Here is a 12,324-nt window from a genome sequence, read left to right on the forward strand (position 1 = left end):
TTAGCCGTGGGAGTCTCAAAACAACATTTAATTGAAAGATTTGATGTCAACGTTCTATTCTTGAACGGTAGTACCTTACAACAAGAACGGACGAAGATGGTGGATGATTTCCAAAACAAAAAAACACCTATTTTTATTCTTTCCTTGAAAGCTGGAGGAGCCGGTTTGAACCTAACAGCAGCTAACCATGTTATACATTTTGATCGTTGGTGGAACCCAGCAGTTGAAAATCAAGCCACCGACCGTGTACACCGCATAGGTCAAGAAAACTTTGTACAAGTCCATTGATAATTTAATTTAATTTACGATGGCCGAGGTCTAAGATAGCCGTTTTTCCTGATTCGATTGGTGTTTTGCTACCATAAATGCGACAAAAAAAGCGGTGGAGAGATCCATTGCTTTTTTTGTGGTTAATTATCCTGCGGTTTGTGTTTGTTGTTTATCCAGCCGTTTTTGTTTGGAACGTTTAATGAAAAGTGATACAACAATTGCGATTACGGCGAAAATAAGTCCTAAAGTGAAACGTGTAGAAATCATATGAAATAAATATAGAAATTTCCGTATTATTGCTTGGAAGTTTCCATCATGCAAGCGGTAAATCAGCTTCAAGATTCCGTTCAAGCAATGACCCCAACCGCCCCGCCATGAAGGAAGGAGGGTGAGGTTTTCCATTCTTGAACCACCATTCCACTACCCCTACGATAGCCGCTCCTAAAAATTGAATATCAACATGCTCACCGTCAGTTATCCCTTGATTGCCCCCTTCGGGTTCTTTTTTCTCTAGCTCTTGGAGGAAAAACTTAAGAAATCGATCGCGGAAAAAAGAGCCTCCTTTACTCGCCAGCACCGCGGAGAAGAATAAATAATGACTCTCAAAATACTCGAACCATAACAACCCCATATCTGTATAATCGACATCATCGACTGTTGTATCGCAAATGTCCCGCATCTCGTCAATATGTTCTTTGATGAGCTTATCCAGAAGATCAAATTTGTCCATGTAATGAAGATAGATGGTTCTTCGGCTAACATCTGCCCGGTCGGAAATATCTTGTATCGTAATCTGATCAAATTTTTTTTCAATCATCAGTTCAATAACAGCCATTTTTATGGCTTCTTGGGATTTGCGTATCCTTCGATCTATCTTTGACACTTGAGAATCACCAGCTTTCCTGAAAATAAATACACAATGATAAGGGATTTGTGAACTAATACACGGAATCTGCCATTTTAATAATTGTTGAATTTCTATTTCTGTTTACAATTATACATAGCTGTTTCTTAATATACTAATGTGCATTTTATGTGTATATAAAGGGATGGATTTAATCATGATCACCAATCGAAGGGGAACTTTTCAATGAAAATTGCAATTATTGGAGCAACAGGGGGAACTGGAAGGAAAGTGATGGAGCGGGCACTTGAATTGGGGCATGAGGTTGTAGCCGTGGCTCGCCGGCCTGAAGTCATTCCCCCCGCAGAGCGGCTTAGCACTCGGCAGGGGGATGTACTCGACGCATCGAGTATGGCCAAAGCCATTGCCGGTACAGATGTGGTAATCAGTTGCATAGGTCCAACCAAAAACTTCCCGCCGGGGACTTTCATGTCGAAGGGAATCCCGAATATGCTTGCGGCAAACTTCTCGCCGGGTACCGTCATGTCGGAGGGAATTCCGAATATCCTTGCGGCCTGTAAGCGTGCTGGAGTTAAGCGCCTAGTCATGCAGAGCGGCATTGGTCTGACCGACGGGAAAGAACTTTCCGCAGTCAATCGGTGGGCAATGCGCATTCACCAGCGCATTTTCTCGAAGGCGATCAAGGACAAAGCCATGGCCGAGCGTGCGGTGCAACGGAGCGATCTGGATTGGGTTATTGTACGACCGGTCGGACTTCGTGACGTTTCTGCCACTTTGAAATATACGGCAGGTCCATCAGCTCGCATCACTCCATTCCTGCCGATTACCTTCTCAGACTGTGCTGATTGCCTCGTACGGGCAGCGACGAGTGAGCCAACCTGGGTAAGGAAGTTCGTTAATGTTGGACGATAATCATATATGGAAGAAGTCTTCCCAGCCAAACGCTCAGCAGGGCAACTTGGATAAAACAAACTCTAAACTTGCTCTATATGACGTATTAGAATCTCAGATTGAGCGAACTAGCACAAAAATCTGACTCAATGCTGCGATTGTACTGCATAGTATTGTAATTGGAGTTTTGATCCAGAAACGAGTCATGTAAGAACCAGCTTCTGAATTAATTAATTCGGAAGCTGGTTTTTCTTCATCGTTATCCAAATAAATCTAACGGGCAGGATATCGCGGGAACATAGCGAGCAACGCAAAACGTTACGCGATTGCATCCATCATCAATTGTGTGCATGTGGGTCTTTCGCTTATTCATTCATTGGTGAAGGGGATGACAGAGGTTAAGAAATACGTGTAGATTCAACAAATCTAGTCTAATGTAGTGTAGTCATTAGGAGAAATAAAGTAAGCCTATCACTTTTATTTGGAGATTAATAATTTCCAATTAATAAAGGGATAGGCTCTCTTTGGTATTAAATAAGGCAGTGTAAGGTATGTGCAACTACAAAACATCATCGTCCGCTAACTCATCTGCCTGGCGTTCATAATCTTCTACATTAGCTGGGATCGTGACAAAGGGATACAATGAAGACATCTACTCGAAATTTCAATGGCAGATGCCTTTTTGAGTTTTAAAGGTTCAGCTAGAATGGGAAGCGTTAGTCATTCGGTGGCCCATTACCGAACAGCGCGTTGTCACCGTTTTGTTAAAATTATAGCCCTATTTAGTCATGCTAAAAAAAGAATACAGACTAGGGTCCAGCAGAAGCTCCAACGTTAGGCGGGCCTTTCGACCGAACTACAGACCGATGCCTTGTTCATCTTGATTTGTTAAATTTTATGGGTAAGCAATCTAATTTGAAGGAGCGAAGCAAGTGAAAACTGTATTACGCATTATTATCTATCTCATCGTTTTTGTCGTCGTCGTAGGGGGGATAGGCGCGGTCGGGTCCGTCAATACGATGAATGCCGGAATGTCGGTTTACGATAAAGCCCCCCCTGCAATGACGGATTTGCAGGTACCGATATATGACTCTAACAAACCGACGGTGGCTGTACTTCTGGCGAACGAAGTGACGGAAGTGTTCGATTTTCTCGTCCCGTACGAGATGTTTGCGATGACTGAAGCTTACAATGTATACGGCGTTTCCCCCGATCGCGAAATTAAATCACTAACCGGTGGACTCGATGTCGTCCCGCACTATTCGTTTGATGAAATGGATGAGATGCTCGGCAAAAGCCCGGACATTATCGTCATTCCGTTTATGCCGATTTTGGACGAGAATAAATATACGCCTGTCCGTGAGTGGATTCGGAAGCACTCGGGTGCCAAGACGACATTGATCTCCATTTGCAACGGGGCTGAAAACCTGGCGGATACTGGCTTGCTGAACGGTAAATCGGCCGCGACGCACTGGGGAGACATGAGCAGACTCATTAAAAAATATCCGGAAATCCAGTGGGTGAATGATCAGCGCTACGTCCCACAAGGCAATATCATATCTTCTGCCGGTCTGACATCGGGGATCGACGCTACGCTATATGTCATCTCCAAGCAACTGGGCGAGGCGGCGGCGAAGAAAGTGGCGAAAGAGATGAACTATCCCTCTTACGAGTATGTGATAAACCCGCAAATGAAACCGTTCGTTGCCGGATTGAGCGATATAACATACGTAATGAACAACGCTTATCAATGGAACAAAGTAAAGGCGGGCGTGCTGGTATATAACGGCGTCGATGAACTGGATTTGTCCGCCGCATTCGATACGTACGCCGCTTCCGGTACGACAACGACGTTGACCGTTTCCAGCGGGAGCAAACCAATTGTAACGAAGCACGGCCTAAACCTAGTCGCACGTTATCAGATAAAAAACGTGCCGAAACTAGAGAAAATGATTGTCGTTGGTGCCGATGCCGAATCTGCAGCCGCCGAAGACATCAACCAATGGAAGAACAGCGGCCACAGCGCGAAACTGCTGTTCCTGCACCGCAACGCGGCGGATCGGTTTGCAATGGATCCCGCATTCGAGGATTTGGCCGAGCAAGAGGATATCCAGACGGCGAAATTTGCCGCCAAACGGCTCGAATATCGCGCCACCGACCACCTGAAGCTGAAAGGCAACTCCTTCTCTTTTGAATCGTTTGGCGTACCTGTTTTACTCGGTATCTTGTCCTTGCTCATCGCTTTTTTCATCGATCGGCGCTTCATCCGCAGGAAATAGGAATCGTCTGCAAATGAAGCATCGAGGGATGAATGAGTTTGCGAGACTCAGCTATAGGTATTGGGTATGTACCAGTCCTCGATCATGTTTTCGTTTTTTCAATTATATTGGTGTAATCTGCCTGCGATCTATCATACACCAACGCACTCACCATTGGACCGGGAAAATCGACAATAATTCACTAAACTAACGGCGAAGTGATAATTAGTTATTTAAAATTATAAGTACATGGCGTTAAACGTCGTGGACCTTTTATATTTCCGCTGATGATCATGGATGACTCCTCATAATCCCAGGATCAAAATGTATCCTACCTTACAAAAATGATCGGATCATACAAAAAAGTGCGTACTACTCAAGCATAAGAGAACCTGATAACCTACATATAGAACGATCAATCCAGATTTCGTTGAGCGGTACGATCGTTTAAAAACTTGTAGGATGAGGTGTGAAAACATGCAAGAATATCAACTTACCTTGAAAGATAAGCAAATCGTATGGGGGAAGGCTATCGATATTGAGCCTCTTATTGTCAAGTATCCTAACGACTCATTCAGAACGGGTGCGAACGAGGCATTGGATTGGAATATGCCTGCCGGTATTTATCGGGCTAAGGATATCGTTATGGAGCTGGACAAGATGCTTCAGGCGATGCTGGTGCAGCTTGGGGAACCGGTAAACGACGATCCGACGGTGCTCTTGGACAGTCTTCAGGCCAACTTGGCGATTTCCGGACGGGTGTCATCCCTGCCGCTAGGCCCTCTAGCGCTAGAAGATAAAGCTGGCGTCGAGCTCACAGCTCAAGCGGTGCGCATAGGAGAACAATTGGTAAGCTGGGCCAGGGATATTAATTCAGAAAAGCGGGCGCTTGCACAGTATGGTCCGGAAGCGCTTGGCAAGCTGGAATTTCGAAGCCATTGTTATGGGCATTCCCTGATCCCGGAAGCCATCGCTCAAGTATGGGGACCCTATGGCGGCCCGAGGATCATGCAAATTTATAATGAATACCTGCACCAATTCGTTTTGCTGCGAGATGCTTTGATTCCGTTCTCTAATTGGGAGGAAGTTCCGTTTGAAGTCAAGGAATATACGGAGTTTAAAGGGCTGCGTTTTCTGGAGCCGGTTCGTGAGGTCTTTTTAACGCAATTGCTCGGAAAAAAGCTTACGCACAAATCGATTGTTCAGTATGCGCAAGGTGTGCTCAGCTCCGGGTTAAGCCAAGCCGGTTATGGCTTCCAATACCGTCTCGGGACCGTCTTGCCGGCCGGCTTGGGAGAATCGGCCCGAACGGCCCCGCTTTATCTGCTGAAGTGGCATCCGGTACAAACGATAGCTGCAGATGCAACGCAAGATTTAATTGCGGTCTCCTTCGATTATGAATATGGCGACTATTATGCTGCGCCTCGTATCGAGGCAGGAATGGGTACACCGGTAAAAGAGGACGCGTTTTCGTTTTCTGGGGAGAATTACGATGAACCATCCATCGCCCGGTTGCTGCCATATTCCGATACCGCTCGAACGACGCTGCGATTCAGCCTGGAAATGGATGAACGCGAATTTTCAGTAGATCTCGGTCAACTTTTTAGGGGGCTTCGCTTTTTGTATCGGCCGCAAAGAAACGGCGATGCCAGCACCGCATCTGCAAAGCGGAATACCATCAGCTGGCACCTTGCGGCAGACATCCTTTCCCGCTCCGGATTGGTGACGAATATGGACGGGATCCATTTCATCGCAACGGGCGGAAATGAACTGGTGTTATGGGCTTTGTTAGGGAAACTATATCCCGAAAATGTGGTTTTATTGGACAACGGGGATCCGGAGGAGCTGGAAGCCGCTTATGTTTCCGGCAAAGGCTTCGGTACGCAATTTTTATTGCTGTAAGTGGAAAAAATTGGGTGTATTTGTCACGACGAACATGGAGCTCATTGATCTTTCCTGGATCGGGGGGATAGTGGCCGTATTAGCTGCCAGCCAATACGAAGGAAGCATGTGAGTTCAGAGTATAAAGTTAAGAGGTACCCTTATTGGGTACCTCTTAAAGTTCCAAGTAAGTTGTATACCGGCAAACGGACAGCGAGTCGGGTTGAACTAATTTTTTCTCAGGCATGCTTTTGATTGGTGTGCGATACTTCATCGGGAAAGCTCTCGATATAGGTGGAACCAAAATCACATAACATCAGGAGCATGGGGGCCAACTGTTCGCCCAACTTAGACAAAGCGTATTCCACTTTTGGCGGTGAAACCGGATAAACTTTGCGACTAATGAGTCCGTCATTTTCAAGCGTTCTTAGCTGCATCGTAAGCATGCGTTGTGTCGTGTCCGGAAGGAGTCGCTGCAGCTCATTAAATCGGATCGGACCTTTTGCCAACTGGTTTAAAATAGCTATTTTCCACTTCCCACTGACTAAGCTGAGTACAATTTCGGAAGCACAGCGATATGTTTTGTCTCTAAACGTTATCATCTTTCAACACATCCCTTTCGGTAAAATAACGAAGAATAGTTCGTTTCCTACTTATGATGAATTTCGAATCGATCATTCCACATATTAATTATAACCCTGCTCGTTTGTCAAGAACCTTATGGACCCATTATTAGGGCCGTTTTTAGTCACAGCTATATGTATAGCACCAGGGGGCTAAAAATGAAATGCTGGCCTGCAGAGAGAATGAAGGAGAAGATGATGCAAAGTGATTAATATTGCCAATACGTAATCAAGAGGACGTATGAATAAGGTGTCGAGGGACAAGAACATGGTCTAAAACTCCTTGCTTTGGCACGCAGTTTTAGTTTTCATTGTACAGTGAGATCGAATCTGATTAACCTAGTTGCTGCGAACCATTGAACCACACGGATTTGATCGACAAGGTATCCGAAATATTAGTGGTCGGATCACCGTTTACGAGAATAAGATCAGCGCGGCACCTTCGGTAATACGGCCGCGATCGAGAAGAGCAAAGCAACGGGCAGGTTTGGAAGTAGCCGACTGAAGAGCGTGTATTGCAGAGTCTGAAAAGGGAGACCCCCCCTTTCACAGGCTGCTTCAAAGGTATTTTGTTAACCGCTTGTGAACTTTCTGCAAGCCAGAGAGAGTAAGGGACTACCGTTTTTCATCAAGGATTGTATTGGAACAGGAATTCCTTTTACGCAGGTGTCGAAGGGCAACAACATGGTCCCTTACGAAGTCGCTAATTAGCGGCTTTTTTGTTTTATCGGTACAAGTTCTTATCCCGAGTCGAGGACAAGAACATGAGCCTACCGATTACCGATTAGATAAGTATATCTAACTATGTTTCCATGCAGTTTCATTAAGCTAACAGGCAGGAATGTGACGTTACTGATCGCCCTTTATTCTTTTGCCGCGAAAAAAGGAGCGAACAGCATGGACAGATGGACCTGAAGACCGCAATAAAGCTGAAGCTTGGGGGTACTTGCGGTGTCCGGGCTGCGTTTATTCTAAAATGTTGTACCGAAGCCGCCGATCGCGCTAAAATGGCTTTAAATGAAACGCTTTAAAAAACGGAGGCTTCGCCGTGACGATTAAATGGATCGACTTGTCCAGGAATGCGATAGACTTATACGAGCAGAAGCATACGGGGGGACATCTCGTGTCCGAGCACTATCACCAGACGCACCAGCTGCTGTTTGTGCTGGAGGGCGAAGGCGCTATCCGGCTGGGGGGGGAATTACGGAAGCTGGCGGTCGACGAAACGGCGCTGATCGTGCCGTATTCCGTCCACTCGGTCATGTCCGACTCCAGACTTACCTTGCTAGTGTTGGCGTTTGACGAGGCGGTGCTCGATCCGGATATGAGGGGGCAACTGCTGCACGCCCATTTCCCGGCCTCCTGTCTGATGAAGCCGGGATTGTTTGCCGCGAGCGAGCTGCGTCAGTTGCTGAGGAAAATGCTGTTCGAGCAGTCCAGGGAGCTGTCGCCGCTCGTTCGGCTTTCGCTCAAAGTACAGCTGTCTCAGCTGCTGCTCTTGCTGGTTCGCTCGGCCGGAACGGAGGCCACCGGAGTGGGCACCAGCTCCAACAAGCTGCGTGCCGAGAAAATTCGCAGCTATATCGATTCGAAGTATTTTGATCCGCTGACCGCGGGGGACATCGCCTCCAAGCTGGGCATCAGCACGCGGCACGTGAACAACATCTTCAAGGAACGGTACGACTTGACGCCAATGCAATATTTGACCGAGGTGCGCATCCGCGTCGCCCAGAAGCTGCTGGCGGAAACGGGCAAGGACATTATTTCGATCTGCTTCGAGGTCGGTTACGACTCCGTGTCCACGTTTTACCGGTCGTTCAAAGCTGTCGCCAAGCTGTCGCCGAAAGCGTACCGGGAGCTGAATGCGCCCGCTCAAGCCGAGTAGGCAGGGAGCCTTCCGTCAAACGAACAAACGAGCACACAAACGTGCGATCAGCGGACGACCGGCCGATTGATAGAAACGTAATTTCCCCTTCATCCCCCATCGGCTAAGCACCGGCGGGGGATATTGTTTTTCGCTCGAATAATTCGCTTCCGAAATTGAGAATCGTGTTCCCAGAATCGTAAGAAAAGCGGTTTCGCATCGACTACAATACGGTTATACGAAGCGAAGGGAGCAATGAACGATGGCAGTTCGCAACATCGGCATTATTATGAACGGCGTTACCGGACGGATGGGAACCAACCAGCATTTGATCCGTTCGATTCTTGCGATTCGCAAGCAGGGGGGCGTCGCGCTACCGGGCGGTGACGTCATCATGCCCGACCCGATTCTGGTCGGCCGGCAGGAGAACAAGCTGCAGGCGCTGGCCGCCGCCCACGGCGTCGGGCGTTGGAGCACCGATCTTGAAGCATGCCTGGCCGATCCGTACAATGAAATTTATTTCGACAGCCAGACGACGGTGCGCCGCGCGGAAAGCATCAAGCAGGCGATTGCCGCGGGCAAGCATATTTATTGCGAGAAGCCGACGGCCGTCGATCTCGAAGGGTCGCTCGAACTGGCCCACATCGCCGCCGAGGCGGGGGTGAGAAACGGTGTCGTGCAAGACAAGCTATTTTTACCAGGATTGCTCAAACTGAAGCGCTTAAACGACTCTGGCTTCTTCGGGCGTATCCTGTCCGTGCGGATGGAGTTTGGCTATTGGGTGTTCGAGGGCGACTGGCAGCAGGGTCAGCGGCCATCGTGGAACTACCGCAAGGAAGACGGCGGCGGCATTATCGTCGACATGTTCGCACACTGGCGCTATGTTCTCGAGAATTTGTTCGGGGAAGTGAAGGCTGTCTCCTGTCTTGCCGCTACACATATTCCGAAACGTCTGGATGAGCAGGGCGTTCCGTACGAATGCACGGCGGACGATGCGGCGTACGCCATATTTGAGCTGGAAGGCGGCATTATCGTGCAGGCCAACTCGTCCTGGGCGGTGCGCGTAGACCGCGACGATCTGCTCACGGTTACGGTCGACGGCACCGAAGGCAGCGCCGTGGCGGGTTTGCGGGACTGCAAGACGCAGCATCGGGTCAACACGCCGAAGCCGGTATGGAATCCGGACATTCCGAATCCGTTCCAGTTCCGCGACCAATGGGTGCAGGTGCCGGACAACGCGTCGTTCGACAACGCGTTCAAGGTGCAATGGGAAATGTTCTTGAAGCATGTCGTCATCGGCACGCCGTTTCCGTGGGATCTGCTCGAAGGCGCGAAGGGCACCCAGCTTGCCGATCTCAGCTTGCAGTCGTGGCAGGAACGCCGCTGGATCGACGTGCCGAAGCTGAGCCTGTAAAAATAAATACTAAAAAAATCGGCTTTTCAGCACCGAGAAGGTTGGATGAAGCTAGGGACTGAGCAACGCAGCGTAGGTGAGCCTACGTGAGTAGCGGAAGGCCCGGCTGAATTCAAGATTCGACGTTGAGTAAGCTTCATAGCTATACTTCGTGATCAAAAGCCGATTTTTTAATTACCTCTTAAGGAGGGGACTACAGATGACCCAATCGCTGCTCCTCCCCCGCGCAGGGGGAGCGTTGTATGAATATACTCCGGGCAAAGCAGGCTCGTTCTCCGTGCCGGCCAAGCCGTTTACGGGCCGCATCGCCTTCTCGGCCGCCCATGTCGTCTGCGATCCGTTTGCGGACGCAGATCCGCTGCATCATTCGCAGATTGATTGGAACTCGACGCTCGCCTACCGGCACCATTTGTGGTCGCTCGGTCTGGCCGTGGCGGAAGCGATGGATACCGCGCAGCGCGGCATGGGCCTCGACTGGAACCGCTCGAAGGAGCTTATCCGCGCTTCGATCGCGGAAGCGCGCTCAGTCGGCGGCAAAATCGCCTGCGGAGCAGGAACCGACCATCTGTTTCCGGGACCGTCGGTCACGATCGCCGACGTGGAAGCCGCCTATGAAGAGCAAGTCGGCTTCATCGAAGGCGAGGGCGGTCAAGTCATTCTGATGGCGAGCCGCGCGCTTGCCGCCTGCGCCAAAGGGCCCGAGGATTACCAGCGGGTGTATGGGCGCATTTTGGGACAGGTGAAACAGCCGGTCATTCTGCATTGGCTCGGCGACATGTTCGATCCCGCTCTGGCCGGCTATTGGGGATGCAAGGACGAACTGGACGAGGCGATGGACGTTTGTTTGCGCGTCATTCGGGCAAACGCGGACAAGGTCGACGGGATTAAAATCTCGCTGCTCGATGCCGGTAAAGAAATCAAGATGCGCCGGCTATTGCCGGAAGGCGTCAAGATGTACACCGGCGACGACTTCAACTACCCAGAACTGATCAAGGGTGATGAGCAGGGCTACAGCCATGCGCTGCTCGGCATATTCGACGCGATCGCGCCGGCCGCCGCCCAGGCGCTTCATGCGCTAGACGCAGGCGATCTGGTCAGTTATGAGGCGATTATGGAGCCTACCGTTGCCTTGTCGCGTCATATTTTCCAGAAGCCGACGTACGCCTACAAGACGGGAATTGTGTTCATGGCCTACTTGAACGGCCGCCAACCGCATTTCCGCATGATCGGGGGAGCGGAGGGATCGCGCTCGATTGTCCATTTGGCTGAGCTGTTCGTGCTTGCCGACAGGGCCGGGCTATTGGCCGATCCGGAGCTTGCCGCCGAACGGATGAAGCCTGTCTTGGCGCTAGCGGGTATTCGGCCGTAATCATTTATAGAGATGTTTGAAATCCGGGAGGGATCAGTATGGAACCGCTTCGTTCCATAGACAGACTCAGCTTGAACCAGATTACGACCGATCGGCTGAATATGCGTGAGGCCGTGGAAGCATGCGTTCGCGCCGAAGTGCCTTGGATCGCGCTGTGGCGGCATAAAGTGGCCGAGACCGGCCTCGCCGAGAGCAAGCGGCTTGTGCGGGACGCGGGCCTGCGCGTCTCCAGCCTGTGCCGTGGGGGTTATTTTCCGGCAGCCACCGCGCCTGCGCGCAAAGAGCGGCTGGACGACAATCGCCGCGCTGTCGAGGAAGCGGCCGAGCTCGGCACCGATGTGCTCGTACTCGTTTGCGGACCGGCGCCAGACCGGGATATCGATTTCGCCCGCAAGACGGTCGAAGAAGCGATCGCGGAACTTGTGCCCTTCGCCCGCTCGCACGGAGTCAAGCTCGGCATCGAGCCTTTGCATCCGATGTACGCCGCTGAACGCTCCGTCATCAATACGCTGGCGCAAGCCAACACGCTCGCGGAGCAGCACGACCCGCAAGACGTCGGCGTCGTCGTCGATGCGTTCCACGTCTGGTGGGACCCCGAGCTGTACGCGCAAATTGAGCGGGCCAGGGGGCGAATACTCGGCTTCCACGTCTCCGATTGGATCGTGCCGGTACCCGACCTGCTGATGGGAAGAGGGATGATGGGGGACGGCGTTATCGAGCTGCGCCGGATGCGTCATGCCGTTGAAGCGGCCGGTTACGTGGGGGCGATCGAGGTAGAAATCTTCAACCGGCAGGTATGGGATATGCCGGGAGACGAGGCGCTCACGCGCATCAAGGAACGTTATTTGCAGCATGTATGAATTATAAATTTGCAGCTTTGGCAGGCCGG

9 protein-coding genes and 2 pseudogenes are annotated in these 12,324 nt (G+C 50.4%); 8 read left to right on the forward strand and 3 right to left on the reverse strand.

What is annotated here, in order from left to right:
* Positions 1-285, forward strand: a pseudogene (locus tag ABEW73_RS10345) (helicase-related protein); the annotation flags it as partial.
* 298 nt (positions 286-583) lie between these two features.
* On the opposite strand, the gene ABEW73_RS10350 reads toward ABEW73_RS10345, so the two are convergent.
* On the reverse strand, positions 584-1,153 hold the full coding sequence (locus ABEW73_RS10350) for a TetR/AcrR family transcriptional regulator (protein WP_430167306.1): 570 nt from the start codon (positions 1,151-1,153) through the stop codon (positions 584-586).
* A 207-nt stretch (positions 1,154-1,360) separates the two neighbouring features.
* Between ABEW73_RS10350 and ABEW73_RS10355 the strand changes: the two genes are divergently transcribed.
* The 3 genes from ABEW73_RS10355 to ABEW73_RS10365 all read left to right on the forward strand — a co-directional run bounded on the left by ABEW73_RS10355 (position 1,361) and on the right by ABEW73_RS10365 (position 6,186).
* Positions 1,361-2,047, forward strand: coding sequence for an NAD(P)-dependent oxidoreductase (locus ABEW73_RS10355; protein ID WP_430167308.1), 687 nt, complete (start codon positions 1,361-1,363; stop codon positions 2,045-2,047).
* 911 nt (positions 2,048-2,958) lie between these two features.
* On the forward strand, positions 2,959-4,305 hold the full coding sequence (locus ABEW73_RS10360; protein WP_430167310.1) for a DJ-1/PfpI family protein: 1,347 nt from the start codon (positions 2,959-2,961) through the stop codon (positions 4,303-4,305).
* 456 nt (positions 4,306-4,761) lie between these two features.
* Entirely contained in the window at positions 4,762-6,186 is a 1,425-nt protein-coding gene (locus ABEW73_RS10365) for a hypothetical protein (protein WP_430167312.1), read from the forward strand.
* Positions 6,187-6,404: 218 nt separating this feature from the next.
* Here ABEW73_RS10365 and ABEW73_RS10370 read toward each other — a convergent pair whose 3' ends face one another.
* Together ABEW73_RS10370 and ABEW73_RS10375 are read right to left on the reverse strand one after the other, a co-directional pair.
* Positions 6,405-6,767: a winged helix-turn-helix transcriptional regulator gene (locus ABEW73_RS10370; protein WP_430167314.1), complete on the reverse strand. Its 363-nt coding sequence runs from the start codon at positions 6,765-6,767 to the stop codon at positions 6,405-6,407.
* Positions 6,768-7,122: 355 nt separating this feature from the next.
* Positions 7,123-7,298 (reverse strand): annotated as a pseudogene (locus ABEW73_RS10375) (amidohydrolase family protein); the annotation flags it as partial.
* Positions 7,299-7,836: 538 nt separating this feature from the next.
* Between ABEW73_RS10375 and ABEW73_RS10380 the strand changes: the two are divergent.
* From ABEW73_RS10380 to ABEW73_RS10395, 4 genes are all read left to right on the forward strand, one after another.
* Positions 7,837-8,673: a helix-turn-helix domain-containing protein gene (locus ABEW73_RS10380; RefSeq protein WP_430167316.1), complete on the forward strand. Its 837-nt coding sequence runs from the start codon at positions 7,837-7,839 to the stop codon at positions 8,671-8,673.
* Between the two features lie 241 nt (positions 8,674-8,914).
* Positions 8,915-10,066 carry a Gfo/Idh/MocA family protein gene (locus ABEW73_RS10385; RefSeq protein WP_430167318.1) on the forward strand — a complete coding sequence of 384 codons (1,152 nt, stop codon included), beginning with the start codon at positions 8,915-8,917 and terminating at the stop codon, positions 10,064-10,066.
* Between the two features lie 199 nt (positions 10,067-10,265).
* The gene (locus tag ABEW73_RS10390; protein WP_430167320.1) at positions 10,266-11,435 is read left to right on the forward strand and encodes a dihydrodipicolinate synthase family protein; all 1,170 of its coding nucleotides are present in this window, start codon (positions 10,266-10,268) and stop codon (positions 11,433-11,435) included.
* Between the two features lie 38 nt (positions 11,436-11,473).
* A complete protein-coding gene (locus ABEW73_RS10395) occupies positions 11,474-12,295 on the forward strand; it encodes a sugar phosphate isomerase/epimerase family protein (RefSeq protein ID WP_430167322.1) in 822 nt (273 codons plus the stop codon).
* Positions 12,296-12,324 lie beyond the last annotated feature (29 nt).

Source organism: Paenibacillus lautus (assembly GCF_050482385.1).
Classification (GTDB): domain Bacteria; phylum Bacillota; class Bacilli; order Paenibacillales; family Paenibacillaceae; genus Paenibacillus_AQ; species Paenibacillus_AQ lautus_B.

Excerpts from the sequence above, each read along its gene's own strand:
- ABEW73_RS10355 (WP_430167308.1), top strand. The coding sequence starts at position 1,361 with ATGAAAATTGCAATTATTGGAGCAACAGGGGGAACTGGAAGGAAAGTG.
- ABEW73_RS10370 (WP_430167314.1), bottom strand. The coding sequence starts at position 6,767 with ATGATAACGTTTAGAGACAAAACATATCGCTGTGCTTCCGAAATTGTA.
- ABEW73_RS10395 (WP_430167322.1), top strand. The coding sequence starts at position 11,474 with ATGGAACCGCTTCGTTCCATAGACAGACTCAGCTTGAACCAGATTACG.
- ABEW73_RS10385 (WP_430167318.1), top strand. The coding sequence starts at position 8,915 with ATGGCAGTTCGCAACATCGGCATTATTATGAACGGCGTTACCGGACGG.
- ABEW73_RS10365 (WP_430167312.1), top strand. The coding sequence starts at position 4,762 with ATGCAAGAATATCAACTTACCTTGAAAGATAAGCAAATCGTATGGGGG.
- ABEW73_RS10390 (WP_430167320.1), top strand. The coding sequence starts at position 10,266 with ATGACCCAATCGCTGCTCCTCCCCCGCGCAGGGGGAGCGTTGTATGAA.